At 62.2% G+C, this 26,071-nt stretch carries 28 protein-coding genes, 1 other RNA gene and 1 other annotated feature; of the genes, 10 read left to right on the plus strand and 19 right to left on the minus strand.

Translation table 11 applies throughout. From position 1 onward, the window contains the following. Positions 1–6: 6 nt before the first annotated feature. The 5 genes from BN2154_RS07330 to csaB all read right to left on the minus strand — a co-directional run bounded on the left by BN2154_RS07330 (position 7) and on the right by csaB (position 6,268). Positions 7–1,428, minus strand: coding sequence for an amidophosphoribosyltransferase (locus BN2154_RS07330; protein WP_050618193.1), 1,422 nt, complete (start codon positions 1,426–1,428; stop codon positions 7–9). 3 nt (positions 1,429–1,431) lie between these two features. Beyond that, the gene (purC, locus tag BN2154_RS07335; protein ID WP_050618194.1) at positions 1,432–2,151 is read right to left on the minus strand and encodes a phosphoribosylaminoimidazolesuccinocarboxamide synthase; all 720 of its coding nucleotides are present in this window, start codon (positions 2,149–2,151) and stop codon (positions 1,432–1,434) included. Between the two features lies 1 nt (position 2,152). Beyond that, entirely contained in the window at positions 2,153–2,647 is a 495-nt protein-coding gene (gene purE, locus BN2154_RS07340; RefSeq protein ID WP_050618195.1) for a 5-(carboxyamino)imidazole ribonucleotide mutase, read from the minus strand. Positions 2,648–2,936: 289 nt separating this feature from the next. Next, a complete protein-coding gene (locus BN2154_RS07345) occupies positions 2,937–4,010 on the minus strand; it encodes a glycosyltransferase family protein (protein ID WP_242853715.1) in 1,074 nt (357 codons plus the stop codon). A 20-nt stretch (positions 4,011–4,030) separates the two neighbouring features. Continuing rightward, complete coding sequence (gene csaB / locus BN2154_RS07350; RefSeq protein ID WP_050618196.1) at positions 4,031–6,268, minus strand: polysaccharide pyruvyl transferase CsaB; 2,238 nt, start codon at positions 6,266–6,268, stop codon at positions 4,031–4,033. 119 nt (positions 6,269–6,387) lie between these two features. Between csaB and BN2154_RS07355 the strand changes: the two genes are divergently transcribed. The 3 genes from BN2154_RS07355 (at position 6,388) to BN2154_RS07365 (ending at position 8,258) form a co-directional block, all read left to right on the plus strand. Beyond that, positions 6,388–6,915, plus strand: a complete 528-nt coding sequence (locus BN2154_RS07355) for a DUF4330 domain-containing protein (RefSeq protein ID WP_050618197.1) — start codon at positions 6,388–6,390, stop codon at positions 6,913–6,915. 87 nt (positions 6,916–7,002) lie between these two features. Beyond that, the gene (locus BN2154_RS07360; protein WP_050618198.1) at positions 7,003–7,548 is read left to right on the plus strand and encodes a phosphatase PAP2 family protein; all 546 of its coding nucleotides are present in this window, start codon (positions 7,003–7,005) and stop codon (positions 7,546–7,548) included. Beyond that, on the plus strand, positions 7,545–8,258 hold the full coding sequence (locus BN2154_RS07365) for a 5'-methylthioadenosine/S-adenosylhomocysteine nucleosidase (protein WP_050618199.1): 714 nt from the start codon (positions 7,545–7,547) through the stop codon (positions 8,256–8,258). The genes BN2154_RS07360 and BN2154_RS07365 overlap by 4 nt, the downstream gene beginning before the upstream one ends. Before the next feature lie 54 nt (positions 8,259–8,312). Here the strand turns inward: BN2154_RS07365 and rplL are convergent, their stop codons facing one another. The 7 genes from rplL to rpmG all read right to left on the minus strand — a co-directional run bounded on the left by rplL (position 8,313) and on the right by rpmG (position 11,803). Further along, positions 8,313–8,693 (minus strand): 50S ribosomal protein L7/L12, encoded by a 381-nt coding sequence (rplL, locus tag BN2154_RS07370; RefSeq protein ID WP_050618200.1) that lies wholly within the window; start codon positions 8,691–8,693, stop codon positions 8,313–8,315. 63 nt (positions 8,694–8,756) lie between these two features. Continuing rightward, positions 8,757–9,293, minus strand: coding sequence for a 50S ribosomal protein L10 (gene rplJ, locus BN2154_RS07375; RefSeq protein WP_050618201.1), 537 nt, complete (start codon positions 9,291–9,293; stop codon positions 8,757–8,759). A 16-nt stretch (positions 9,294–9,309) separates the two neighbouring features. After that, positions 9,310–9,442, minus strand: a sequence feature (ribosomal protein L10 leader region). A gap of 75 nt (positions 9,443–9,517) precedes the next feature. Beyond that, complete coding sequence (rplA, locus tag BN2154_RS07380; RefSeq protein ID WP_050618202.1) at positions 9,518–10,210, minus strand: 50S ribosomal protein L1; 693 nt, start codon at positions 10,208–10,210, stop codon at positions 9,518–9,520. A gap of 18 nt (positions 10,211–10,228) precedes the next feature. Continuing rightward, on the minus strand, positions 10,229–10,654 hold the full coding sequence (gene rplK / locus BN2154_RS07385) for a 50S ribosomal protein L11 (RefSeq protein WP_050618203.1): 426 nt from the start codon (positions 10,652–10,654) through the stop codon (positions 10,229–10,231). Positions 10,655–10,745: 91 nt separating this feature from the next. After that, positions 10,746–11,270, minus strand: a complete 525-nt coding sequence (gene nusG, locus BN2154_RS07390; protein WP_050618204.1) for a transcription termination/antitermination protein NusG — start codon at positions 11,268–11,270, stop codon at positions 10,746–10,748. A 10-nt stretch (positions 11,271–11,280) separates the two neighbouring features. Then, positions 11,281–11,598, minus strand: coding sequence for a preprotein translocase subunit SecE (gene secE, locus BN2154_RS07395; protein ID WP_050618205.1), 318 nt, complete (start codon positions 11,596–11,598; stop codon positions 11,281–11,283). A 40-nt stretch (positions 11,599–11,638) separates the two neighbouring features. Next, positions 11,639–11,803: a 50S ribosomal protein L33 gene (gene rpmG / locus BN2154_RS07400; RefSeq protein WP_033119311.1), complete on the minus strand. Its 165-nt coding sequence runs from the start codon at positions 11,801–11,803 to the stop codon at positions 11,639–11,641. Positions 11,804–12,119: 316 nt separating this feature from the next. Between rpmG and ruvX the strand changes: the two genes are divergently transcribed. Then, positions 12,120–12,545 (plus strand): Holliday junction resolvase RuvX, encoded by a 426-nt coding sequence (ruvX, locus tag BN2154_RS07405; RefSeq protein ID WP_050619573.1) that lies wholly within the window; start codon positions 12,120–12,122, stop codon positions 12,543–12,545. A 5-nt stretch (positions 12,546–12,550) separates the two neighbouring features. On the opposite strand, the gene BN2154_RS16020 is transcribed toward ruvX, so the two are convergent. The 6 genes from BN2154_RS16020 to BN2154_RS07430 form a co-directional block, all read right to left on the minus strand. Beyond that, positions 12,551–12,952, minus strand: coding sequence for a sulfite exporter TauE/SafE family protein (locus BN2154_RS16020; RefSeq protein ID WP_050618206.1), 402 nt, complete (start codon positions 12,950–12,952; stop codon positions 12,551–12,553). Next, on the minus strand, positions 12,949–13,317 hold the full coding sequence (locus BN2154_RS16025; RefSeq protein WP_050618207.1) for a sulfite exporter TauE/SafE family protein: 369 nt from the start codon (positions 13,315–13,317) through the stop codon (positions 12,949–12,951). The genes BN2154_RS16020 and BN2154_RS16025 overlap by 4 nt, the downstream gene beginning before the upstream one ends. 76 nt (positions 13,318–13,393) lie before the next feature. Beyond that, positions 13,394–14,107, minus strand: a complete 714-nt coding sequence (locus tag BN2154_RS07420; protein WP_050618208.1) for a tRNA threonylcarbamoyladenosine dehydratase — start codon at positions 14,105–14,107, stop codon at positions 13,394–13,396. Between the two features lie 66 nt (positions 14,108–14,173). Continuing rightward, positions 14,174–15,802: a peptidylprolyl isomerase gene (locus tag BN2154_RS07425; protein WP_050618209.1), complete on the minus strand. Its 1,629-nt coding sequence runs from the start codon at positions 15,800–15,802 to the stop codon at positions 14,174–14,176. A 196-nt stretch (positions 15,803–15,998) separates the two neighbouring features. Beyond that, positions 15,999–16,200: non-coding RNA, 6S RNA (gene ssrS, locus BN2154_RS15235), on the minus strand. Between the two features lie 17 nt (positions 16,201–16,217). Further along, complete coding sequence (locus tag BN2154_RS07430) at positions 16,218–16,520, minus strand: DUF1292 domain-containing protein (protein ID WP_050618210.1); 303 nt, start codon at positions 16,518–16,520, stop codon at positions 16,218–16,220. A 340-nt stretch (positions 16,521–16,860) separates the two neighbouring features. On the opposite strand from BN2154_RS07430, the gene BN2154_RS07435 reads away from it, so the two are divergent. From BN2154_RS07435 to BN2154_RS07450, 4 genes are all read left to right on the plus strand, one after another. Continuing rightward, the gene (locus tag BN2154_RS07435) at positions 16,861–19,584 is read left to right on the plus strand and encodes a transglycosylase domain-containing protein (RefSeq protein WP_050618211.1); all 2,724 of its coding nucleotides are present in this window, start codon (positions 16,861–16,863) and stop codon (positions 19,582–19,584) included. A gap of 155 nt (positions 19,585–19,739) precedes the next feature. Beyond that, positions 19,740–20,513: a uridine phosphorylase gene (gene udp, locus BN2154_RS07440; RefSeq protein WP_050618212.1), complete on the plus strand. Its 774-nt coding sequence runs from the start codon at positions 19,740–19,742 to the stop codon at positions 20,511–20,513. Positions 20,514–20,666: 153 nt separating this feature from the next. After that, positions 20,667–22,202: a DUF1538 domain-containing protein gene (locus tag BN2154_RS07445; RefSeq protein WP_050618213.1), complete on the plus strand. Its 1,536-nt coding sequence runs from the start codon at positions 20,667–20,669 to the stop codon at positions 22,200–22,202. Beyond that, complete coding sequence (locus BN2154_RS07450; RefSeq protein WP_050618214.1) at positions 22,195–22,902, plus strand: hypothetical protein; 708 nt, start codon at positions 22,195–22,197, stop codon at positions 22,900–22,902. Before BN2154_RS07445 ends, BN2154_RS07450 begins: the two co-directional genes overlap by 8 nt. Before the next feature lie 61 nt (positions 22,903–22,963). Here BN2154_RS07450 and BN2154_RS07455 read toward each other — a convergent pair whose 3' ends face one another. Further along, positions 22,964–23,926: a DUF4397 domain-containing protein gene (locus tag BN2154_RS07455; protein ID WP_050618215.1), complete on the minus strand. Its 963-nt coding sequence runs from the start codon at positions 23,924–23,926 to the stop codon at positions 22,964–22,966. A gap of 223 nt (positions 23,927–24,149) precedes the next feature. Between BN2154_RS07455 and BN2154_RS07460 the strand changes: the two genes are divergently transcribed. Both BN2154_RS07460 and BN2154_RS07465 read left to right on the plus strand, forming a co-directional pair. Beyond that, entirely contained in the window at positions 24,150–24,605 is a 456-nt protein-coding gene (locus BN2154_RS07460) for a MarR family winged helix-turn-helix transcriptional regulator (RefSeq protein ID WP_050618216.1), read from the plus strand. Beyond that, positions 24,595–26,025, plus strand: coding sequence for an MATE family efflux transporter (locus BN2154_RS07465; RefSeq protein WP_050618217.1), 1,431 nt, complete (start codon positions 24,595–24,597; stop codon positions 26,023–26,025). Before BN2154_RS07460 ends, BN2154_RS07465 begins: the two co-directional genes overlap by 11 nt. Positions 26,026–26,071: the final 46 nt, after the last annotated feature.

Raw genomic sequence — 26,071 nt, forward strand, 5'->3', positions numbered from 1 at the left:
AGGTCGTTATTCCTTTCCTGTCCAGCAGTAGGTGCAAATCTGATCGCGGTCGATGCCGATGGCCTCCAGCAGGCCGTCCAGGGATTGATAGCCCAGGGAGTCGAAGCCCAGCGTCTTGCAGATGCTCTGGAGCATACAGGACCCCCTCTGCGTGGAGGCGTCGGCGTATTCGTCCAGGTGCTCCTGCCCCTCGTCCCCCTCCAGCTCCTGCACCGTTTTTCGGGCCAGCAGCTCCATATCGGAGTTGCTGCGGGAGAAGTTCAGAAACTTGCAGCCGTACATGATAGGGGGACAGGCGGAGCGCATGTGGACCTCGGCGGCTCCGGACTCGTAGAGAAATTCCACCGTCTCCCGAAGCTGTGTGCCCCGGACGATGGAGTCGTCCACAAAGAGGAGCTTTTTGCCCTCAATGAGCTCAGGAACAGGGATCTGCTTCATTTTGGCCACCTGGTTGCGCACGTCCTGGTTGACGGGCATGAAGGACCGGGGCCAGGTGGGGGTGTATTTGACGAAGGGGCGGGCGAAGGGCTTGCCGCTGCGGTTGGCAAAGCCGATGGCGTGGGGGACGCCGGAGTCGGGGACGCCGGCCACATAGTCCACTTTGGGCAAGCGGCCCTGCTGCACCTCGTCCCGGGCCATGATCTCGCCGTTGCGGTAGCGCATGACCTCCACGTTGACCCCCTCGTAGTTGGAGTTGGGGTAGCCGTAATAGGTCCAGAGAAAGGCGCAGATCTTCATCTGCGTTCCGGCGGGGGAGAGGGTCTCCCACCCCTCTGCGGTGACCCGGACGATCTCCTGCGGACCCAGCTCATAGGCGTCCTCATAGCCCAGCTTGTGATAGGCAAAGGATTCGAAGGAGACGCAGCAGCCGTCCTCGTTTTTGCCGATGAGCACCGGCAGGCGGCCCAGGCGGTCCCGGGCGCACAGGATGCCGTCCTGGGTCAGGATGAGGATGGTGGCTGAGCCGTCGATCGCCTCTTGGGCGTGGCGGATGCCGGAGATCAGGTCGTCCTTCTGATTGATGAGGGCGGCGGTGAGCTCGGTAGCGTTGACCTTTCCCGAGCTCATGGCCATGAACTGGTGGCCGTGGTCGGAGAAATAGGTTTCCACCAGCCTGTCGGCATTGTTGATGATGCCCACGGTAGTGATGGCGTAAAGGCCCAGGTGGGAGCGCACCAGCAGAGGCTGGGGGTCGGTGTCGCTGATACAGCCGATGCCGGACCGGCCGTGGAAATCGGCCAGGTCCTTTTCGAACTTGGTGCGGAAAGGGGTGTTCTCAATGTTGTGGATCTGCCGCTGGAAGCCGTCGCGCTCATCGTAGATGGCCATTCCGCCCCGGCGGGTGCCCAGGTGGGAGTGGTAATCCACGCCGAAGAAAAGGTCCAGCACGCAGTCCCGCTTGGAGATTGCGCCAAAAAAGCCCCCCATGGATCACCGATCCCCCATCAGACGGCGCATGACCTCCTCATAGGCCTCCTCGGCGCCGCCCAGATCCCGGCGGAAACGGTCCTTGTCCAGCTTCTCGTGGGTGGTCTCATCCCACAGACGGCAGGTATCGGGAGAGATCTCGTCGGCCAGCACGATGGCGCCGTCGCTGGTTTTGCCGAACTCCAGCTTGAAGTCCACCAGGTCGATGCCGATCTCCTTCATGAAGCCCTTGAGCAGATCGTTGACCATGAAGGCGTACTTTTGGATGAGGTCGATCTCCTGCTGGGTGGCCAGCTTGAGGGCCAGGGCATGATAGGTGTTGAGCAGGGGGTCGCCCAGGTCGTCATTCTTATAGGAGAACTCAATGGTGGGCTCGTCGAACACGATACCCTCCTCCACGCCGTAGCGCTTGGCGAAGGAGCCGGCGGAGATATTGCGGATGATGACCTCCAGAGGTACGATGGAGACCTTCTTCACGGCAGTCTCCCGGTCGGACAGCTCTTCCACATAGTGGGTGGGTACGCCCTGTGCCTCCAGCCGGCGCATGAGATTGTTGGTCATGCGGTTATTGATGGCGCCCTTGCCGGTGATGGTACCCTTCTTGAGGCCATTGAAGGCGGTGGCGTCGTCCTTATAGGAGACGATGACCACTTCGGGGTCGCCGGTGGCGAACACTTTCTTTGCCTTTCCCTCGTAGAGCTGCTCCTTCTTCTCGTAAGCCATCTTAAAACTCCTCCATCTGCATGTTTTGATCTTTTTGGGAAACTTCATCGGCCATCTGGGCCTTGAAAGCGGTGAGCTTATTGGCCAGCGCCTCGTCCGAGAGGGCCAGCATCTGGGCGGCCAGGATGGCGGCATTGTCGGCGCCGTCCACGGCCACGCAGGCCACGGGGATGCCCTTGGGCATCTGGACCATGGACAGCAGGGAATCCAGACCTCCCATCATCGAGGTCTGAATGGGGACGCCGATCACAGGCAGGGTGGTGTAGGCGGCGATGACGCCGGCCAGATGGGCGGCCTTGCCGGCGGCGGCGATGACGGCCCCGAAACCGTTTGCCCGGGCGGCAGAGGCAAACTGCTCCGCAGCGGCGGGGGTGCGGTGGGCGGAGATAACCCGGACCTCCACGGGGATTTCAAAGGACTTGAGGCGCTGGATGCAGGGCTTCATGACCTCCAGATCACGGTCAGAGCCCATGACTACGGCAACTTTTTTACACATGCTGTTTCCCTCCTAAAAAACAAAACAAAGCAGGCCATCCGCAAAAACAGATGACCTGCCGATCGGTTACCGATTGAAATTGGACGCATTGAGGCCCTTGCAAACGCCCTGACCATTCCCGTGGGAGATGTACAGAAAAAGCACCATTTCCGCACTCCTTCGTCCGTATTCGAACAAAATTTTATCCCATTTTACACGGGTTTACAAGGGCGGAAAATTAATTTCGTAGGCTTACACAACATCCCCTGCGATTCGGAATCCTGCCTTGGCGATTCTTGCCGTTGAACCGTCAGTACAGGCCGATGCCGCTGAGGATGCGCTGAATTTCGGACGCCCGGCGGGACCAGGCGGCGGCGGAACCGTAGTCTCTCCGGCGGGGGGAGACCCAGGTGGGGTCCTCGGCCAGCGCGCTTGCGCACATGCGGTCATACTCCTCCAGGGAGTGGGCGCCATAGATGACATCGGGGAACTCCTCCACCTGCTCGGGCAGGAGCATGGTGACGATGGGCTTGCCGGTGGAGAGATATTCGTAGATACGCCGGGGAATGACGTCGCTGTCCAGCCGGTCCCGGCGCTGGAGGTCCAGGCAGACGTCAAAGCGGCCCAGATAGTCGGGGACCTCCACCATGGGCCGGGGGCCCAGCAGATGGACGTTGGGCAGCTCGCGCAGGTAGGTCAGTCGGGGATTGTCGCTCACCGGACCCACAAGCACGAACTGCCAGCGGGAGTGGCCCTTGGCAGCGTACTCCACGGGGGCCAGGTCCAGGGCGGCATCCACCGCACCCACCCAGCCCAGCACCGGGCCGGACAGGCCGGACAGCTCCGGGGGAGTATCCAGGTCCGTCCGGCAGAACATGGGGAAATTCACTCCGTTGGGGATGAGGGCGATGTTGGCGTTGCAGGGGGAGAGCCGGTCCCGCAGGTAGGGGGAGGCGGCAAAGACCACGTCGGCCGCCGCCGACAGATCGCCTTCCCAGTGGAGAGGCAGATGAGACCAGTCCCGACCACAGTCGTAAATCAGGCCCTGATAGGCCAGGTAGTCCAGCAGATGGAACTGGGCGGGGGAGGTGGTCCACAGCACGGCGTCCCGGAAGCTGTGGCGACTCATGGCCCGGAGCACCTGGCTGGCCTGCCGCCGCCAGGCCCGGCGAAACAGCAGGGAGGCCCGCTCCGGCACCACGGGGGCGGGGGGCAGCGTGTAAAGGAATACGCCCGGGCGGACCTGCCTGCCCTGTTTGCGTTCCTTGGAGCCGGCGGGCTCAAAGAAGAGGACCTGGGCGCGCTTCAGCCGTGTGACGAGCTGCTGGGTCCGGGTGGGGATGGCCTGCCAGGGCTCGTGGGAGAGGACAACGTATTGTTTCAAGGGGAGGACCTCCGTGGATATCAGGGTTTCGGCGGGGCGAGACCCAGCAGCTTGGCCGCCGTCTCGCTGTTGCGGCGCTCGACCTGGCGCAGGCGCTCCACGCCGCCGGAGAGGAACTGGATATCTCCGATGCGCCGTACGGCGGCGTCAATCTGGCCGGTGAGGCGCTCGTAGGTGAGCTCGCCCAGGTCGGTGAACAGATCCTGGCCGATATAGGACAAAAAGGAACTGATCTTCTGGTCGTAGACCACGCCCACCAGCGGGACGCCCTGTCCGGCGGAAAAGACCAGGGCGTGCAGGCGCATGGAGACCACCACCTGCATCCGGGCGAAAAGGCCGATGGTGTGGTCGGAAGCTCCGGTATCCTCGACGATGTGGTGGGGGGCCTTCATATAGGCGGCCGCCTTCCGGGAAGCCTCCACATCCAGCCGCTTTTCGATGGGCAGAAAGACCGGAGTCAGGCCGTATGTTTCCCAGGCATAGTCCGCCGCCCGCCCGAAGAGTTCGGCCTTCTCCTCAAAGCCGGGCCAGGGGCGGAGGGTAAAGCCGATATACCGGCCGTGAGGGTCCAGCCCCTGGCTCTCCAGCATCCCGTCAATGACCTCGGGTTCGGCGGCGGGCAAAATGACAGTAGGGTCGGCGGAGAGGACGATCTCGGGCCGGGTCACCCCCATGTCCTCCAGCTCGGAAAGGGAATGGGTGTCCCGCAGGGTGATAGCATCCACGCTTTTCTGGAGCACCCGGGAGGCCCGCTTTCGGTTGGAGGGGTGGTGAATGGGGCCGATGCCGCAGCCGTACATGAGGACCTGGTTGCCCAGGCGCTTGGCGGCTGAGATGGTAAAAAGATAGAACCACAGGGAGCGGTGGCTGGTGACGTCCTGCATCAGGGAGCCGCCGCCGTTGATATACAGACGGGTGCGGGCCATGCGCCAGAGGAATTTGGGGACCCCGAAGGTGTAGATGGAGTTGACCCGGTATTTCAGCCGGGTGTCCTGGGGACTGCGGGAGAGAACCCACACGGGCAGATCGGGGTCCAGGTGCCGCAGCTCAGCCACGATGGCCTCCAGAATGGCGTCGTCGCCGGCGTTGCCGCGGCCATAGGCCCCGCAGACCAGGGCGCCGTCCCGGCTGTGATGGGGCCGCTGCCGGCGGCGCAGGATGATCTCGTAGATGTCGAGCTGACGGCGGACGGTGGACTCCAGAGCGTATTCCTCCACGGCCTTCTGGTGCAGGCGCTGGCCCAGATGGTGGCGCAGAGTGGCGTCCCGGGCCAGGGCGACGAGGTGCCGGGCCAGCTCGTCGGCATCGCCGGGGGAGAAGAGCAGCCCGTTGACCCCGTGGTCAATGAGGTAGGGCACACCTCCCACCCGGGAGCTGATGGTTGGCAGGGAGGCCCGGGCCCCTTCGGTGAGGGCGTAGGGAAAGGTCTCGGACAGCGAGGTGAGAGTATTGATGTCCAGGGACTGATAGAAGGTGTTGGTGTCGGTGACCCAGCCGGCGAAGCAGACCTGCCCGGCCACGCCCAGCTCGGCGGCTAACCCCTTGAGCATATCCAGTTGTTCGCCGTCCCCGGCGATGAGCAGCCGGAGCTGGGGACAGGCTGCATGGGCCTTGGCAAAGCCGCGGATCAGGGTGGCGATATCTTTGACCGGGTTGAGGCGGGCGGCGATGCCCGCCACCACGGAGGTCTCGTCAACCTCCAGGCCCACGGACCGGAGATAGGCCATACGGTCCAGGGCGGGGGGCGGCAGGGTGAAGTCGATGCCGTTGTAGATGGGGAAGAGCTTGTCCGGGTCAAAGCCCCGGGAGATGAGCAGATCCACCATGGCGTCGGAGACGCCGATGCGGTAATCCAGCCGCCGCAGTGCGAGGGTATTGATGGTGCCGTAGGTGACGCGGGAGAAGGGTCGGCCCAGATAATCCAGGCGGTAGTCGGAGTGGACGGTGGTGACCACCGGCAGGCCGGTGGATTTGCGCAGAAAGGCGCCCATCATATTCCCGCGGGCACCGTGACAGTGGATGAGATCGTAGCCGCCCTCCCGGATTTTCTGCTTGAGCAGGCGGAGGGTGCGGAGCACATTGCGGTCGGAATAGACCTGAGTGGAGATGCCCAGCTCCCGCGCCTCCTGGGCGAAGGGTCCCTCCATGAAGCAGACCATGTCCACCTCGATGGTCCTGGACAGGTTCTGGAGCAGGGAGAGCACATGGGTTTTGGCGCCGCCGCTGTCGCCGCCGCTGATGAGATGAATGACTTTCATGCCGAGGGCCTCCAAAAAGTACTTGTAACGCAGACAAAAATATTATACAATAGTTCGGTAAGACGGTCAAATAAAAAGAGGACAACGTCCCTTCGCAGAAAAACAAACGGAGGTATCCCATGAAAGTCGTGGATGAAAAGGGAAAAATTTTTGGCAGGCTGAACATCATTGATCTGCTGGTCGTACTTCTGCTCATCGCCGCGGTGGCGCTGGTGGGCTATAAGGCCACCCACCGGGCCGAGAATGCCGGCGGTGGCACTACGGTGCTTACCTACACCGTGGAGTGCGACGCCATCAAGCCGGAGGTCTACGAGAGTGTGAAGGCATTTGTGGAGGCGTCCGAGGAGGGCGACCAGTTGATGGCCAACGGCGAGATGGTGACCGCCTGGGTCACCGACGTTACCGCCACGCCCCACGAGGCCAATGCCACCCTGAGCGCCAACAACGACGGCAGTCTGGTCCTGCCTGTGGACCCGGATACCGTAGATCTGGTGTTCACCATTAAGGCCCATGTGGCCAACACCGTCACCAACGAGGTGGGCTCGCAGGAGGTCCGGGTGGGCAAGCGTCACATCGTCAAGACCACGCATTTTGAGGTGATCGACGGCATCATTCTCACCTGCGGCTGGGAGACCCAGGAGGGGTGAGCCTGCGGACCCGGGTATCTGGAACAATCCATACGAAGGGCGGGGGCACATGGCTGGCCCCCGCTCTGCTTTCTCTGGAGGCATAGGATGCTGGAGTATATTCAGGCCTTGGACGGGGCCGTTTTGCTGTGGATACAGGAAGTCCTGCGCCTGCCCGTACTCGACGGGTTTATGACGCTGTTTACCCAACTGGGCAACGCCGGGCTGGTCTGGGTGGGGATCTCTCTGGCCCTGCTGTTGGTCCCGCGGACCAGACGCATGGGCTTTTGGGCTCTGGTGGCGCTGCTGCTGGGTCTGCTGTGCACGAACGTGGTCCTCAAGCACCTGGTGGGCCGGACCCGGCCCTGGCTGGTGGTGGAGGGGCTCACCCATCTGGTGGTAGAGAACGACCCGCTCTCCTTTCCCTCGGGACACACCTGCGCCGCCTTCGCGGCGGGGTCGGTGTGGGCGCGGTTTGTGGAGCGGCGCTGGCTCAAGGGCCTGTGCATCCTTCAGGCTGTGCTGATGGCCTTTTCCCGCCTGTATGTGGGGGTGCACTTTCCCACTGACGTGCTGGCGGGCTGTGCCGTAGGCCTGTTCTGCGGCTGGCTGGCCTGGCGGCTGTACGGCAAGTGGGAGGCGGGACGGACATGAAGGGACCCATCCTCATTCAGGGGGCCATGGATGTGGAGACCGACTGGCTGGTTTCCCGGCTGGAAGCGCGGGAGGAGACGGTGACAGGCGGCTTTCGCTTCTGGCGGGGCCGCTGCGGAGCCCTGGATCTGGTGGTGAGCCGGACGGAGATCGGCACCATTCGGTGCGCCGCCGCCACCGCCCTGGGCGCCACAGCCTTCCGTCCCCGGGCTGTGATCAATCAGGGCGTTGCCGGCTCCCACCGGGAGGACCTGCACGTAGGAGACCTGGTAGTAGGGCGGAGCTGCATCCACATCCACGATCTCAAGACGCAGATGCGGAACAGGGGGGAGGGCTCGGCGCCCTTCGACTGGGAATTTCACCTCCACGACGACGGGCAGCGGATATTCCCGGTGTATGAAGCGGACCCGGCTTGGGCGGCGCTGTTTGAAAAAGCCCCCTGGCAGGGGACGAGAGTTTCGGGGCGATTGGGCAGCGGCGACGTATTCAACCGGGAGATCGACCGTATCCTGTGGCTCCGGCAGCGGGCGGGGGAGTGCTGTGAGGATATGGAGAGCGCGGCGGCCTATGAGGTGTGCGCCCGCTTCGACGTGCCCTGCGTAGGCGTGCGGATCATCTCCAACAACGAGCTGACCGGAGAGTCCTATCAGCGCACGGTGGGGGAGCGGCTTCAGCGCTTCGTGCTCACAGCGCTGGAGGTGCCTGTATAAAAAGAGGTCCGTACCCAATGGGTACGGACCTCTTTTTATACAGGGGAAAGAAACTTACTTCAGCTCGACCTTGGCGCCGGCCTCTTCCAGCTTCTTCTTCAGCTCCTCGGCCTCATCCTTGGAGACGCCCTCCTTGATGGCCTTGGGAGCGGCCTCGACCAGAGCCTTGGCCTCAGCCAGGCCCAGGCTGGTGATCTCGCGGACGGCCTTGATGACCTTGATCTTCTCAGCGCCGATCTCAGCCAGGACGACGTCAAACTCGGTCTTCTCCTCAGCAGCAGCAGCGGCGGCAGGAGCGGCAGCAGCGGCGACGGCTACGGGAGCGGCGGCGGAAACGCCGAACTCATCCTCGATGGCGTGGACCAGCTCGGACAGGTCCAGAACGGTCAGAGCCTTGATCTCTTCCAGAATAGCAGTAACTTTTTCGCTAGCCATGATATTTACCTCCAAAATGTTGTTTTGTTTCATTTGAGCAACCTGGGAAAAAGAGCACGTACCTTAGCCGGCCTTCTGATCGGCGACGGCCTGGAGTGCGCGGGCCAGACCGCTGATGGTGGCGTCGAGGGAGACGGCCAGACCGCGGACGGGACCCTGCATGGCGCTGAGCAGCATGGACAGCAGGACTTCCTTGCTGGGCAGCTCGGCCAGCGCATTGACCCCGGCCACGTCGATGACCTTGCCATCCACGAAGCCGGCCTTGATGACAAACTTCTGACCGTTCATCTTCTTGGCGAACTCGGCCACCACCTTGGCGGGAGCCACGGGGTCATTGGCGCAGACGGCCAGAGACGTGGTGCCGTTCAGGACGGGCTCCAGCTCGTCCAGACCGGCGTTCTTTACGGCAAACCGGGTCAGGGTGTTCTTGACGACCGCGTAGTCCACGCCGTTCTTGCGCATCTCGGCGCGCAGAGCGGTATCCTCAGCCACGGTGATGCCCTTATAGTCCACGAGGACGCCGCCGGCGGCCCCCTGGAGCTTCTCGGTCAACTCGGCCACGATGGCCTGCTTCTCACTGAGTACCTTTGCATTCGGCATATTGTTTCACCTCCGTCAAAAGCACAAAAAAGTGCTGTCTTCACGTCCAAGACATGAAGACAGCACGAAAAAACATTCGACTGGCTTCCTCGGCAGGATTTACGGGGAATGACCCCACCTGCTGTCTCTGGAACGCGAAATATAATATATCAGCTTTTGGTCGGCTTGTCAAGAAAAACAGAGCAAGTTTAAGCCAGGGTATGTTCCTTGGAAAATACCGGACCTTACATCAGCTTGGCGCCGTTGACCTTGACGCCGGGTCCCATGGTGGAGGCCACCACGCAGCTCTTGATATACTGACCCTTGGCGGCGGCGGGCTTGGCCTTGACAATGGCGCTCATCAGAGCGCTGAAGTTCTCGGCCAGCTTCTCGGCGCCAAAGGAGACCTTACCGATGGGGCAGTGGATGATGTTGGTCTTATCCAGACGATACTCCACCTTACCGGCTTTGATCTCGGTGACGGCCTTGGCCACATCGGGGGTGACGGTGCCGGCCTTGGGAGAGGGCATCAGGCCCTTGGGGCCCAGGATCTTACCCAGACGGCCCACAACGCCCATCATGTCGGGGCTGGCGACCACCACGTCATAATCAAACCAGTTCTCCTGCTGGATCTTCTGAACCATGTCCATCTCGCCCACAAAGTCGGCGCCGGCGGCCTTGGCGGCCTCGGCCTTGTCGCCCTTGGCGAAGACCAGCACGCGCTGGGTCCTGCCGGTGCCGTGGGGGAGGACGATGGCGCCGCGGACCTGCTGATCGGCGTGACGGGAGTCAACGCCCAGCTTCACGTGGAGCTCCACGGTCTCGTCGAACTTGGCGGGAGCGGTCTTGACCACCAGATCCATGGCCTCGGCGGTGTCATACAGCATGGCCTTATCGATCTGCTTTGCGCTGTCCTGATATTTCTTACCTCTAAACATCGTATTTCCCTCCTTCCCTTATTCTCCGACCACGACGCCCATGGAACGGGCGGTGCCGGCGATCATGCTCATGGCGGACTCGATGGAAGAGGCGTTCAGATCGCGCATCTTGGTCTCGGCGATCTTGCGCACGTCCTCCTTGCTGATGGTGGCGACCTTCGTCTTGTTGGGGACGCCGGAACCAGACTCGAGGTTGCACGCCTTTTTGATGAGCACGGCGGCGGGAGGGGTCTTGGTGATGAAGGTGAAGGAACGGTCGGCATAGACGGTGATGACCACGGGGATGATGAGGCCCACGTCATTTTTGGTCCGCTCGTTGAACTCCTTGGTAAAGGCGGCGATGTTCACGCCGTGCTGGCCCAGAGCGGGACCGACGGGAGGAGCGGGAGTCGCCTTGCCGGCCGGAATCTGCAGTTTTACGTAACCAGTTACTTTCTGTGCCACAATGAGCACCTCCTACGAATAAATGTGGTCGGACGGAATCCGGTACGGATTCCTCCCACGTGCGGGGGGAGGGCGCGTTACGCGCCCGGGTTCAGCTTTGGACGGGCTCCACCTGGTCCAGCTCCAGCTCTACCGGGGTCTCCCGTCCGAACATGGATACGACCACGCGGACCTTGCTGCGGTCCAGGTCGATCTCCTCCACGGCACCAAGGAAGGACTCCAGAGCGCCGTCGGTAATCTTGACGGTATCGCCGACCGCGTAGGCGACCACCACTTCCCGCTTCTCCACACCCAAGGCGGAAATTTCGTCCTCGGTGAGGGGGATGGCCTTGGTGCCGGAGCCCACAAAGCCGGTGACGCCGCGGACGTTGCGGACCAGATGCCAGGACTCGTCGGTCATGATCATCTTGACCAGCACATAGCCGGGAAACACCTTGCGCTCCACGACCTTGGGGCCGTTGTCGGTGATCTCGGTGACGGTTTCCAGGGGAATCTTCACCTCGTCGATGAGATCATGCATGTTGCGGTTTTCCACATGCTTTTCGATGGTGGCCTTGACCGTGTTCTCATAACCGGAATAGGTATGGACCACATACCACTTCGCGCTATCAGCCATGACCCGCTCCCTAGGCCTTGCCGGCCAGAGCCAGCAGCGCACGCACGATGGCGCCGGCCAGACCGTCGAAAATCCAGATGCAGGCGCCCACCACGATCACGCATACGATGACGGTGATGGTGTTGCTCACGGTCTGCTTGCCGCTGGGCCAAACGACTTTTTTCAGCTCGCTCTTCATCTCGCGGAACCAGCGTCCGATGCGCTGGAAGATGCCGGGCTTGGACTTTTTATCGTCCTTCTTGTCCTTCTGAGCCTTCGCAGGCTTGCTGGGCGCGGTCGTCAGCTCCTCGTCCGTCGTGGCCTTTTCGATCTTCTCGTTCTCAGACATTCAGTTACACCCTTCTTTCTTGTGACACTTCCGCAGCTCATCACTTGGTCTCGGTGTGAAGCGTGTGCTTTCTGCAGAAGGGGCAGTACTTGTTCCGCTCCAGACGGTCGGGGGTATTCTTCTTGTTCTTGTTGGTGACATAGTTGCGCTGCTTGCACTCGGAGCATCTCAGGGTGATCTTCACCCGCGCGCCGGCCTTTGCCATGTTTCGGCACCTCCTTTAATATATGACCGCTTCCGGACATAAAAAACGCCGGACCCGGCCTTGTCCGCCGAATCCAGCAACGTAAGGCGCGCATAGGCGCCGAGACGCTACGGTGAGGATTCGGCATTGTCTGCCTCCCTATGTCCGCCTGAGGCGGGGAAGGGTTTTGCCCGCATACACCGTAAAAATGCGCACAAAAAAAGAGCCCTTTTCATAGGTAAGATTAGAGTACCACATTTGACGGGAAACGTCAAGGGGAATTTTCATTGACAATCCGGGGTTTTGCCCTGATAATGGAGGAAAAAGGAGTGAAATGATGCGTATCATGGCAATTGACTACGGCGACGCCCGGACGGGCATCGCCATTTCAGATGCGACCGGCCTGTTGGCCGGGCACACCGCGGTCATCCAAAGCCGCAGGCCGGAAGTTGTGGCGGAGGAGATTGCCCGGCTGGTCCGGGTGCACGGCGTGGAGGAGCTGGTCCTGGGCTTTCCCCGGAACATGGATGGGACCGAGGGCCCCCGGGCAGAGCGGTACCGGGCCTTTGCCGAGCAGGTGGCCGGGGCGGCGGGGCTGACGCCGGTGCTCTGGGACGAGCGCCGCACCACCATCGAAGCCCACGCCATCCTTCATGCCGGCGGGAAGAAGATGAAGAGCCACAGGAAAAATGTGGACGCGGTGGCGGCTGCACTGATTTTGGAGGGGTATTTGACCAGAAAGCGAATGGAACCCCGGGAGTAGCGGCGCTACGCCGATCCTGGGGGAATATCTGTTTCGGAGTCGGACTCCTTTGGGGCCCTCCGGAACAGCTCGGTCACGCCGATATAGAGCAGGAAGGCCCCGAAAAAGCGTCGGAGCAGGGTCACGTCCAGGGCGGTGGCCACCCAGGCGGCCAAGGCGGTGCCGGCCAGTCCAGCCGCGATGGCGGGGAGGGCGGCGGGCTTGTCCACGTAACCGTTTTTTAGGTGGGCGGGCAGCGCAGTGGCGGCGGTGGGGAGGAAGTAGAGCAGATTGATGCCCTGGGCCAGATGCTGTTCCACCCCGGCAAAGGCGGTCATGTAGATGAGCAGCAGGGTGCCGCCCCCCACGCCGAAGCCGGAGAGTACACCGGTCGCGGCACCGGCCAGGACCGGGACGAGCCAGCTCACAGGCCGAAAAGCGACTTTGCGCCGCCGTAGAGGATGAGCAGGGCAAATGCCCGGCGCAGCCAAATCATGTTGACGCGTCGGAAGAGCTTGCCGCCTGCCCAGCCGCCAAGGAGGCCGCCCGCCAGATAGGGGAGGGCGGCCGTCAGGTCCAGCCCACCCCGGAAAAAGTAGATGACGGAGGACAGAATGCACAGCGGCAGGATAACAGCTACTGAGGTGGCAAAGGCCCGCCGCTGGTCCAGCCCGCACCGCCGGGTGAGAAATGGGACCAGCACCATGCCGCCTCCGCCGCCAAAAAAGCCGTTGGCGATGCCGGCGAGCCCGCCCGCTACCGCGGGAGCCAGCCAGGCTCGTTTTCGTTCCATAAAAAAACATCCCCCCATTGGCCTTAGTTTGCCAATGGGGGGATGTTTTATTCCCAGCACAGGAAGAAAGCGGCTGTCACCGGACGCCGGTCAGGTCCCGGACTACCTCGCTGGCCAGCAGCAGTCCGGCGGTGGCGGGGACCCACACTACGCTGGCGGGGACGCTGCGGCGGCCGGGGGGTGGGGATTCCGGCTGAGCCGTCCTGCGGGCCTCCTCTGGGGACCAGACTACCTTGTGGTGACGGATGCCTCGTCGGCGCAGCTCTCTGCGAACCACCCGGGCCAGCGGGCAGCCCTCGGTCTTTTCGATGTCGCTGACCCGGAGCAGAGAGGCGTCCAGCTTGTTGCCGGTGCCCAGGGCGGAGAGGATGGGGATCTGCCGTTCCAGGGCGGTCTGGATCAGGTCCAGCTTGCAGGATACCAGATCAATGGCGTCCACAATATAGTCGAACTGCCCTGCAAAAAATTCCTCCCGGCTCTCGGCGGAATAGAGAAAGGAGAGGGGGGTAACCCGGCACGCGGGGTTGATGTCCCGCACCCGGGCGGCCATTGCCTGAGCCTTGGGCTGATCCAGGGTGGAGTGGAGCGCCTCCGCCTGCCGGTTCAGGTTGGAGAGCCCCACCGTGTCGTGGTCGGCCAGAGTGAGAGCCCCCACGCCGGTGCGGGCCAGAGCCTCGGCGCACCAACTGCCCACGCCGCCCAGGCCCAGCACGGCCACATGGGCGCCGGACAGGACCGACATAGCTTCGGAGCCCAGCAGCATCTCGGCCCGGAGAAACGCTTCAGACATAAGATCGCCTCCATGATAAAAGTTCCCGCAGAGGTGCCTGCCTCTGCGGGAACCGCGGTATGGGAGTTAACCGATGACCTTGGCCATGCCCTTTTCCACCGCGGCGGTGGGGTAGGAGGGCATCCGGCTCTCGATCCAGGCGTTGGTGTCGGCGCTGGATAGAGCGGACTGGGCGGTGTTCTTCCAGACCAGGGGGCCCCAGTCCTGGAAGTAAATCAGATGATAGCCCCACTGGCTGCTCTGGGTGTTCTGGATGACGCCCAGATCGCCGCTCTGGCGGCTTTCGTCCAGGCACCAGTTTTTGAAATCGGCGAAGAAGCTGGTAGACTGGGTCACCTTATAGAAGCCGCCGTTGGTGTTGGAGCCGGGGTCCTCGGAATAGGTTTCCGCCAGCTTGGCGAAGGAGTCGGCCGTCCGATCGCCGGCTTCGAACTCGGCCTGGATCGACTCGATCTTGGCCTTGGCAGCGGCGTACTGCTCCTCGGTGGGCTCGGGCGTGGTGGTGGTGCCGTCCTCGTTCTGGACGGGCTCGCCGGTCTCGGCCATGACCAGGATATGGCGGATATCGGCGGAATAGTGGGTCGTGTCATCCAGCCAGCGGCCGTGGAACTGGAGCACATAGTAACCGCTGCTGCTCTCCACCACGGTGACGTCGCCGTCCTTTCGGGCGGAGTCGGTCAGCCATTCGGCGTAATCATAGGAGGCGACGGCGCTGCCCAGCCGGGTCTGCCGGTTGTAGTCGGGGTCGTCATAGTTGGCCTTGGCGTCCTCTGCGGCATAGTCCTTGGCGGCGGCGTTGAATGCCTCGCCGTCCTGGAGCCGGCGCAGCATGGCGTCGGCCTGGGTCTTGGCCAGGCCCATGGCGGCGGCCTTCTCCGCGTCGGTAGCCTCCACAGTGTTGCCGTCGGCATCCGTCTTGGCGGCGGGGGCGCCGCTGATATAGAAGGCACGGAAGTCGAAGGTATCCATGGTGTCGGCGTGCTCCTGGTAGTAGGCGGTCAGCTCCTCGTCGGAGTAGGTAAGGCTCTCCTGATAGTGCTGGGCGTACTCACTGGCCAAGGTGGAGTTGGTGAGGTGCTCACGGAAGGTGCTCTCGGTCATATAGGGACCGTAGACCGCGCGGAGATAGGCGGCCAGCGTATAGCCGTAATCGGTGGCGGACTGCTTGTAGCTGGTGACGGACTCCTCGACGCTCTGCTTGCCTGCGTCGGAGAGGGTGTAGCCGTCCTCAGCGGCGGCGGCGCACAGCAGGGCCTCGTTCTGCAGGGCCTCCAGGGCGCGGTCCTGGAAGAACTGGGCGTAGGTCTGTCCGGCCTCGGCGGTGAGCCCCACATACAGGCTCAGGTTCTGGGCGGTGGTGTCGTCGATGGTCTGCTGGTCGTCGGCCAGGGAGGCGTTGTAGGTGACCAGGCCGTAGTTGGCGTAGTTGCGAATGGTCTGCTTGGCGTTGTTGTAATAGAAGGCCACGTCGCCGACGGTATACTGCTTGTCGCCCACGGTGGCGGCTACGGTGCGCCGCTGGAAGAAGTTCGAATTCCAAACCAGCAGTGCGATGACCAGGACAGCGCAGACAATGCCGATGACGGTGTAGAGGATCTTCTTGCTGCGGGCCTTCTGGGCCTCTTCCGCCTCGCGGCGCTGCTTCTCGCTGAGTCCATCGCCCTGACGCTGCTTTTTTTCTCTGGATGCGCTCATGTATTTCAGTCCTCTCGTTGTTGTTCAGTACACATCAGTGCATTATACAGGATATGGACATGGCTTTCAAGCCTAAAAACACGCTCCGGGCGGAGAGAATGCCGATATTTTACAGAACGTTCAAAATATATTTTCCCGTTTGGGCAAGAAAAATCCGCCTTTATCGTCCGTAGATAAAGACGGAGAAGAAGAGAAAAAAGCTCCCGCTCTGGCCGTGTGGCCCTGATTAAAACCTGCACGCAACGGCAGGTGGGTCGCCTCCGCGCCGCTTTACTGCTTCCAACTTCCGGCACAGGCGAAGCCTGTGCCGGGAGGCCTGCAAGCCACGGCGCGAGGGGGGCGTCCCGTTTCAGAGATGTGGGTTTAAAAAGAAACCATCACGCACCGAGCAGGAGTGATTTGCGTCTGAACGCCCTTATTCGTCCTCGTCCTCAAACAGTTCCTCCATAAACTGCTGATAGACGGCCTCCAATTCTTCCTCGCTGTCCAGGGTGGAGAGCTGTTCCTCACCGTCCACGGAGACCACCTTCAGGATGATGAGGCCGGCGTCCTCTTCCTCATCGGCGGGAGGCTGGCCGTTTTCGTCCGCGTACTCGGCGGGGAAGAAGGCCATGTAGACGGAGCCGTTGAACTCGATGGTGTCCAAGTGCTCCAATTCGATTTCGTGTCCGTCCTCATCGGTGAGGGTGATAAAATTGCCGCCGTACTCGTCGCTCATGGTGGCACCGTCCCTTCTGTTCTTGGCCTTATTCTACCCCGGAGACGGAAAAAATGCAAGTGGGGGACATACCAAATTTTCCGACCCGGCGGCATCTGCACCAAAAAATGGAATTTTTTAGGGTGGACAAATCAACAAAATATGCTATAATAACAGCAAGGTCCGCGCCCTCGACGCGGGCTCCGCCGTGGCGGAAAAAGATTCCGCCGCGGCGGAATGCTTATATGCCCCCATGCGGGCAAAGCGGCTGTACGGCGGACCGCGGGTCTGCACGGACCGGACAGAGAACGTATGTATAGGACCGTACGGCGGCGCACCGCCGGGAACGGAGGTTATTTATTTGGCAGAGACAAACCACACGCCCCAGAGCCCGGGTCCCGGCCGGAGGCGCAGGAAACGGGCCGCCGGAGCAGAGATCGCCCTGAATATTTTGAAGGTATTGGGCACGCTGTTGCTCATCGGTATCACCACCGGCGCCATCCTGGCCTGTTTTGCGGCCGTCTACATCAAGACGGTCATCATGCCGCAGGCGCCGCTGGACCTGACCAAGTTTTCCGTGGACCTGTCCACCACCATCTATTACACGGATCCGAACACCGGCGCGGACGTGGAGTGGCTGACCGTCCACGGGGACGAGAACCGCAAATGGGTGTCCTATGCGGATATCCCGGAAAACCTGGTCCATGCGGCGGTGGCCATCGAGGACAAGCGGTTTTACGACCACCACGGCGTGGACTGGCTCCGGACCGCCCGAGGAGTGCTCACCATGTTCACCGGCGGCGATATCCAGGGCGGCTCCACCATCACCCAACAGCTCATCAAAAATGTGACTGAGCAGGACGAGGTGACGGTAAAGCGGAAGATCCTGGAGATCTTCCGGGCGCTGGACTTTGACCGCAACCACTCCAAGGAGGAGACCCTGGAGTGGTACCTGAATTATATTTATCTGGGGGAGAACTGCCGGGGCGTCTATACGGCCTCCTATGAGTATTTCGGCAAGGACGTCTCCGAGTTGACGCTGGCCGAGTGCGCCAGCCTGATCGGCATCACCAACAACCCCTCCATCTATGACCCCTACCTGGACCTGATCATCACCGACCCGGAGACGGGCGAAAAGGTGACCAACGTCCAGCGCAACAAGAACCGCCAGGAGAACATCCTCTATCAGATGCTGGATCAGGGTTACATCAGCCAAGAGGAGTACGACGCGGCGGTGGCCCAGGAGCTGGTCTTTGTCCGGGGCGAGGACACCAGCAAGCCCAAGGTGGTGTATACCTGGTTCCAGGACCAGGTGATTCGGGACGTGATTCAGGATCTGGTGGACAGCGGCAACGGCTGGTCGGAGGAGTACGTCAAGCAGATGTTCTACAGCGGCGGCCTGTCGGTGTATACCACCTTTGACCCCAAAGCCCAGGCCGCGGTGGACAGTGTGTATGAAAACCTGGACAACCTGCCCTACATCTCCAACGACGGGCAGCAGCTCCAGTCCGCCATCGTGGTGATCGACAACGCCACCGGCAATGTGGCCGCCCTCTCCGGCGGCATGGGGGAGAAGGAGAGCAGCCTGATTTTCAATCGCGCGACCCAGGCGGTCCGGCCCTCCGGCTCCTCCATCAAGCCCCTGTCGGTCTACGGACCGGCCATCGACATGGGACTCATCACCCCCGCCACTGTCATTGACGACTCGCCGTACAACAACAGCCGGGCGGGCGGCTGGCCCATCAACACGCCCGCCGGCTACCGGGGCCTGACTATGGTGTCCGACGCCCTCAAGCGCTCGGTCAATACCGTGGCGGTCAAGATCATGGCCAACTACAGCTCCCCGGAGCTGGCCTATCAGTACCTGACCGGCGAGAACGGCTTCGGCATCACCACTCTGGTGGAGTCCAAGGAGATCAACGGCCAAACCTACTCCGACATCGACATCGCCCCCCTGGCCCTGGGCGGCCTGACCAACGGTGTGACGGTCCGGGAGATGGCGGCCGCCTACTCCGCCTTTCCCCGGAACGGCGTGTATATTGAGTCCCGCACCTACACCAAGGTGCTGGATTCCAACGGCGAGGTCCTGCTGGACAACCAGCCGGAGACCCATACGGTGCTTAAGGAGTCCACCGCGTGGTATATGAACACCATGCTCCAGAGCGTCATGACCTCCGGCGGCACTGGCTCCAGCGGTCGGTTTGACGGCATGTCCATGGCGGGCAAGACGGGCACCACCTCCAGCCGGAAGGACCTGTGGTTCGCGGGTTACACGCCCTACTACACCGCGGTGGTGTGGACGGGCTACGACCAGCAGGAGCGGCTGGGCTCTTCCCTGAACAACCCCTCCATCGGCCTGTGGCGCAAGGTGATGAGCCAGCTCCACGAGGGCTTGGAGAATAGGAGCTTTGCCAAGCCGGAGAGCGTACAGACCGTGACGGTACAGGTCTGCAAGGACAGCGGTATGAAGGCTACCGAGTACTGCAACAAGGATATCCGCACCGTCACCGGACAGGGGGAACGGGTGGTCAGCGTGACCCTGGCCGCCGGAGACGCGCCGACCGAGTTCTGCACCTATCACGTCCCCATCACCATCTGCTCCAACTCCCCCATTAAGGACGCGGAGGGCAATTCCACCGGCGTGTTCCATCTGGCAGGCCCTTATTGCCCGGAGGAGAGCCAGATGGAGGTGTCGGTGGTGGACTTCCCGCGGCGGGAAAACCTGAATGCGGCCGGGATCGGCGCGGTCAGCGTGTCGGACAACATCTTCTTGAAGGAGTATCTGGACAATCTGGGCCAGGCGGCCTACTGCGATCTGCACACCACGCAGCCCGTGGCGCCCGAGACGCCCAAGGTGGTGGACCCGAGAGATCCCGCTACCTGGCCGGGCCCGGAGGATTACCCCACGGTGGAGGAATGGGAGAAGTTTGACCCGTATGACCCCTCCACCTGGCCCGTGGGTTGGACGGAGGCGGGCTCCGGCGGGGGAAGCGGTGAGACTGTGCCGCCCACAGAGCCCCCCACCGAGGCGCCGCTGCTGCCAGAGGGGCCGGACGACAGTGAGCCGTATATCCCTGCCGCCTGATCCAATGCATCCGATCTGCCCCCGGCCGGCCCCTGCCGGCCGGGGGCGCCTGTTTGAAACGGTGGGAATCTTGCAAAGCGCAGGAAAAAACGCTATAATGAGACGTACAGAATCAACCGCACAGCGGCATGGCCGCATATTTTGGAGGTGAGTCCATGCACCAGCATGAGCAGCAGTTTCATATCAAATGCGCCCCGGGGGACGTGGGCCGGTACTGCATCCTGCCCGGCGACCCGGGCCGCTGCGAAAAAATCGCGGCCTATTTTGACGACCCGGTGAAGGTGCAGTCCAACCGGGAATATACCACCTATACCGGCAAGCTGCTGGGAGAAAAGGTTTCGGTGTGCTCCACCGGTATCGGCGGCCCCTCTGCCGTCATCGCCATGGAGGAGCTTGCCGCCATCGGGGCAGATACCTTTATCCGAGTGGGTACCTGCGGCGGCATCGCCCTGCCGGTCAAGAGCGACGACGTGGTTATCGCCACCGGTGCCGTGCGCCATGAGGGCGCCAGCCGGGAATACGCCCCCATCGAATTCCCAGCCGTGTCCGACTACCACGTCCAGGAGGCCCTGGTGGCTTCGGCCAAGGCGCTGGGCAAGCCTTGGCACGCCGGGGTGGTGCAGTGCAAGGACTCCTTTTATGGCCAGCACGACCCGACGCGGATGCCGGTCGGCTATGAACTGCTGGCCAAGTGGGAGGCGTGGAAGCGCCTTGGGGTCCTGGCTTCTGAGATGGAGTCCGCCGCCCTGTTCTGCTGCGCCGCCGCCCTGGGCGTGCGCTGCGGCTCCTGCTTCCATGTGATCTGGAACCAGGAGCGGGAGGCCGCCGGTCTGGAACAGACCGAGAGCCACGATCTGTCCGCCGCCATTGAGGTGGGCATCGGTGCGCTGAAGCTGCTGATCCAAGAGGACCGGGAAAGGACCGAATAGGGCGGAAAACAAAACATTTTTAGGGAAACACAGGGCCGGTTAAGCCGACCCTGTGTTCTTTACACAAAATTTACACGGTAAAGATTTACAGAAAAAGCCCTGTTATGGTAAAATAAATCGAACACAAAATATTTTCTGGTAAAGGAGGCGTCAATGAATAAGAGACTCAAGGAAAAGATAGAGGAGGCCCTGTCCTCGGTCGTACCGATCACGGCCATCGTGCTGCTGCTGAGCTTCACGATGGCGCCCATGCCGGTATCCTCCCTGATGCTCTTTCTGGTTGGAGCCCTGCTACTCATTGTAGGCGTGGGGCTCTTCTCGTTGGGCGTGGATCTGGCCATGATGCCCATCGGGGATGGGATCGGCAGCCAGATCTCCAAGGGGAAACGGCTCTGGAGGATCATTCCACTGTGCTTTGTCATCGGCGTGTTTGTCACCATTGCCGAGCCGGACCTGACGGTGCTGGCCCGCCAGGTTCCCGCTGTTCCGGATCTGGTCATCATCCTCACCGTGGCGGTGGGAGTGGGGGGGTTCCTGGCGGTAGCCGCGCTGCGGGCCAAGTTCGGCTGGCCCCTCAATAAGCTGCTCATCGGCCTGTACGGAGTGGTCTTTGTGATGGCCTTTCTGGTGCCCAAGGAGTTCCTGGCGGTGGCCTTCGATTCCGGCGGCGTCACTACAGGGCCCATTACGGTGCCGTTCATCATGGCATTGGGCGCCGGCCTGACCGCGCTGCATGCCGGCCGCCGCTCCGAGGAGGACAGCTTCGGCGTGGTGGCCCTGTGCAGCATCGGCCCCATCCTGGCCGTCATGGTGCTGGGGCTGTGCTACCGCACCTCAGAGCTCAGCTATACCCCGTTCTCCATCCCGGACCTGGAGACCACCGCCGATGTGGGGCAGTATTTTGCCGCCGGCCTGCCCGCCTACATGCAGGAGGTGGCGCTGGGCCTGCTGCCCATTGTGGCCTTTTTCACCCTGTTCCAGATCGTCTCCCTCCGGCTCAAGCGCAAGACGGTCATCAAGATCGTGGTGGGTATGCTCTATACATATGTGGGGCTGGTGCTGTTCCTCACCGGCGTGAATGTGGGCTTCATGCCCGCCGGACATTACCTGGGGGCTCAGATCGCCGGGCTGCCCTACCGCTGGGTGCTGATCCCCATCGGCATGGTGGTGGGCTATTTCATCGTGGCGGCCGAGCCCGCCGTCCATGTCCTCAACCAGCAGGTGGAGGATCTGACGGGCGGCGCCATCCCGCAGAAGGCCATGGGGCTGGCGCTCTCCCTGGGTGTGGCTGTGGCCCTGGGCCTGGCCCTGACGCGGGTGCTGACCGGCATCTCCATTCTGTGGCTGCTGGTGCCGGGCTACGCCATCGCTTTGGGCCTCAGCTTCCAGGTGCCCAAGGTGTTCACCGCCATCGCCTTCGACTCCGGCGGCGTGGCTTCCGGGCCTATGACGGCCACCTTCCTGCTGCCCTTTACCATGGGAGCCTGTGAGGCGTTGGGAGGCAACGTGCTCACCGACGCCTTCGGCGTGGTGGCCATGGTGGCCATGACGCCGCTCATCGCCATTCAGGTCCTGGGCCTGGTCTACCAGTGGCGGATCGCCCACGGCCCCGAGGAGCTGGAGCTGGCCCTGGCGGAGGGCGCGGACGAGATCATAAGCTATACAGAGGAGGACGAGGCCGATGGGTGACGCTGTGATCAAGCTGATGGTGACCATTGTGGACCGGGGACGGAGCTCCAAGGCCGTGGACCTGTTTAAAGCCGCCGGCCTGCCCTTTCACTATGCCTGTCTGGGCCACGGCACAGCCAATTCCGACATTCTGGACTATCTGGGCCTGGGGGAAACGCAGAAGGACGTGCTCCTCACCGCCGTCCCAGAGCCTGCGGCCCACGGCCTGCTGGTCCGGGCGGCGGAAAAGCTCCAGTTGTCAAGCCCTGGAAAGGGGATCATCTTTACTATGCCGCTGTCCAGCGTCAGTGGCGTGGTGTCTAAAATTCTCAATCGCTCGGCGGCCCGGGAGGACTGGGGCAGGGAACAGGAGGGAACGTCTATGGCAGAAAAGGGGAAAAATGACCTGGTGGTGGTGGTGGTGAACCACGGCTGCACCGACCTGGTGATGGAGGCCGCCCAGGCGGCGGGAGCCAGAGGCGGTACCGTCCTGCACGCCCGCAGGCTGGGCTATGAGGAGGGGGAGCGGTCCGGAGAGGGGGCGGTCCGCCCGGAGAAGGAAATTGTAACCATCTTGGTACCGCGTTCCATCCGGCAGATGGTGATGGAGCGGGTGAGCAAGACCGCAGGAATCAACACGCAGGCGCGGGGCATCCTGTTTTCCCTGCCTGTAGATGAAATCGCGGGGCTGGCGCTGGCGGAGCCCCAGGCGGAGGTCTGAGGGGGCCTTTGCGGACTGAAAAACGCGGACGGCAGAGCCGTCCGCGTTTTTGCGCGTGGAATTAGAGGCTCTCCACGACCTGGACCTGCAAGGGCGGGGCGCCGTCCCAGCGGCCCAGCAGATAGAGAGAGTAGATGCTGTTGGCCTTGGCCTCTAGATAGAAGGAGGCCAGCGGACGCACGCCGCCGTAGTCGGATGAATCGTCATACGAGGCTACGGCGGGCAGATTGCCCACCGTCTCGATATCCGTGGGGTAGGGTGTGGGCAGCCAGGCGGCCTGCAGGATGGAAAAGCCGTACTCCTGAGGACGGGCCTGGCGGAAGGCGGTGACTTCTTTATAGCCTACATCGGAAAAGACCAGACGGCCGTCATCCAGAAAGATGTCCAGGGCGGGGCTGCCATAACACAGATTGACGGCCCGGATGCAGGCGCGTCCAGCAGGGCGGTTGTCGCAGGGCAGGTCGGAGATGCGCAGCAGGTCGAGGCCAGAGGAGGTATGTACCACGGCTATGGTGATGAGTTCCCCGGCACGGAAGGGCAGCGTCTGCTGAAACAGGATGGTGCGAGGGGTGTAGGCGCTGGTCACGGTGACCAGGCGGAAGCCGTCGGAGATCCGTGTGTAGCCGGTCCTGCCGCCGTAAGCCAGGCCGCTGGTCATCAACAGGGGGCCTACCGTGATGCGGACCGGCTCCAAACCCGCCGCCGCATGGAAAAAGCGCACCGTGCAGTAGTGGGGGGACGGCGGGATGGAGGGGGCGCCGGCCGGGCACCCGGGCAATTCCGTTCGGCCGGTAACGGGGGGAAGCGGGGCCACGGAGAACGGCTCCCTCTCCGTGTCCGGAGGCTCAAGCTGGCTCTCTTCGGGGAAGAAGGGGAAGGCGGCGGACGGTTCCGGCCCGGGGCCCTGCGGCGGTTCTTCGGGGGCCAGAGGGGGCAGGGGGGCTGCGGGCAGCGCCATCTCCGGTAGGACGTCCGGCGGATTGCGCCCGGCAGAGCGATTGCCCGGCGTGAAAGATTCATCCATAATGAACGTGCGCTCCTTTCAATGGGTCTACCTCACTCTATGCGGAAAAGGGAATTGGGTGATAAAAGGGGCGAATCCTCTGGAGAAAACGGGGGAACTGCCGGAGCAAGATGGGAAACGGGGCCTCCATCCGGCGTATTGACGGTTGACGGGGCAAGAACGGGGCGATATACTATCTTTTGTTGAATATGCAACGATGATAGAAAAATGAAAGAGGGGCAGTATGAAAAAGACCTATTATCTGGGCCGGCACGCCTCAATCCTTTACCGGCAGGCCAACCGATTTTATGACCGGGAGCTGGCCCCGTACTGCATTGGCTGTGGGCAGCAGTTTTTCCTTTTGCGTATTTTTGAGCACCAGGGAATCAACGTACTGGACTTGGCGCGTCTGGGACAGTTTGACAAGGGAACGGCCACCCGGGCGGTGCAGAAGCTGGAGGAGGAGGGGTATATCCGCTCCGAGCCGGACCCGCAGGACCGGAGGATGCGGCGGCTCTACACTACGCCGACGGCGGAACCCATCGTGCAGAAAGTGTTTGCCGCCCGGGAGCGGTGGAATGGGATCCTAACCCGGGGCATGTGCCAGGAGGAGATCGAGCAGGCGGACAAGCTGCTCGCCCACATGGCGGAAAATGCTCTGAACTACATCCGACAGGAGGGATTGGACCGTGAGCCCTGAGCGTTCTGTCAGCGTGGAGGAGCGGGCGGCGGGCAATCCGCTGGGCTACCAGCCCATTGGACGGCTGCTGCTCAACTTCTCCATTCCGTCGGTCATTTCCATGCTGGTCAACTCCATCTACAACATCGTGGATCAGATTTTCATCGGCCAGGGAGTCGGGGAGCTGGGCAACGCCGCTACCACGGTGTCCTTTCCCATGGTGACGATCATGCTGGCCTTTGCCACCCTCATTGGCTCCGGCGGCAGCGCCTACGCCGCCCTTAAGCTGGGGGAGGGGAAGAACGAAGAGGCCGACCGCACGCTTAACAACGTCTTTGTCATGGCGCTGGGGGCCGGAGTGCTCCTGCTGGCGTCGGGGCTGCTCTTTTTGGAGCCGATACTCCGGGTGTTCGGCGCGGGAGAGGCCGTGATGCCCTACGCCAAGGACTACGCCTCCATCCTTTTGCTGGGAGCCCCCTTCAATATGATGGGCATCGCCCTGTCCAACATGGCGCGGACCGACGGTAGTCCCAGATTGTCCATGTACGGCATACTGATCGGCGCCATCTTGAACACGGTGCTGGATCCCATCTACATTTTTGTGTTTCACTGGGGGGTCAAGGGCGCCGCCATCGCTACCATCACCTCCCAGATCATCTCTGCGGTGATCCTGCTGGCCTACTTTGCCACCCGCAGCCGGCACATGCGCTTCCGCCTGTCCGCCATGCGCCCGGAAGGGAGCATCTGGGGCCGGGTGGTGTCCTTGGGGATCTCCGCGGGCATTACCCAGGCGGTCTCTGTGATCATGCAGATTGTGATGAACAACTCCCTGCTGTATTACGGCAGCCGCAGTGAGGTAGGCGCGGTGACGGCGCAGGCGGCCATGGGGATCGTGATGAAGGTAGCCATGATTCTGCTGGCCTTCTGCATCGGCATCGGCGTGGGGGCGCAGCCCATTCTGGGATTCAACCGCGGCGCACGAAAGTTTCATCGGGTCAAAGGCGCTTACCTCCGGGCCGTTGCGGCGGCTACGGTGGCGGTAACGCTGGGTTGGCTGCTGTGCCAGACCATCCCCCATGTGATTCTGAGCCTCTTTGGGTCGGCCAGCCCGGCTTTTACGGACTTTGCCGTCCGCAGCATGCGCATTTATCTGTTCGGCATCTTCTGCGCGGGATTTCAGGTGGTATCCACCAACTATTTTCAGGCTACCGGCCAGCCCCTGAAGGCGTCGCTGCTGTCCATGCTGCGGCAGCTTCTTCTGCTGATTCCGCTGCTGCTGATCCTGCCCCTTTTCTGGGGACTGGACGGCATCCTCTATGCAGGTCCCATTGCGGATCTTTCCTCCGGCGTGATCGTAGCCCTCTTTATCCTCCCGGAAATGCGAAAGCTGGACCGGCAGGTGCAGGAGGAGGACGCACGGGCCGCAGCTTCCGGGCGGTAGCCCCCTTGATACGGACAAAAAGCAAGCCACCGTACGCGGCGGCTTG

Source organism: Intestinimonas massiliensis (ex Afouda et al. 2020), assembly GCF_001244995.1.
GTDB lineage: Bacteria > Bacillota > Clostridia > Oscillospirales > Oscillospiraceae > Intestinimonas > Intestinimonas massiliensis.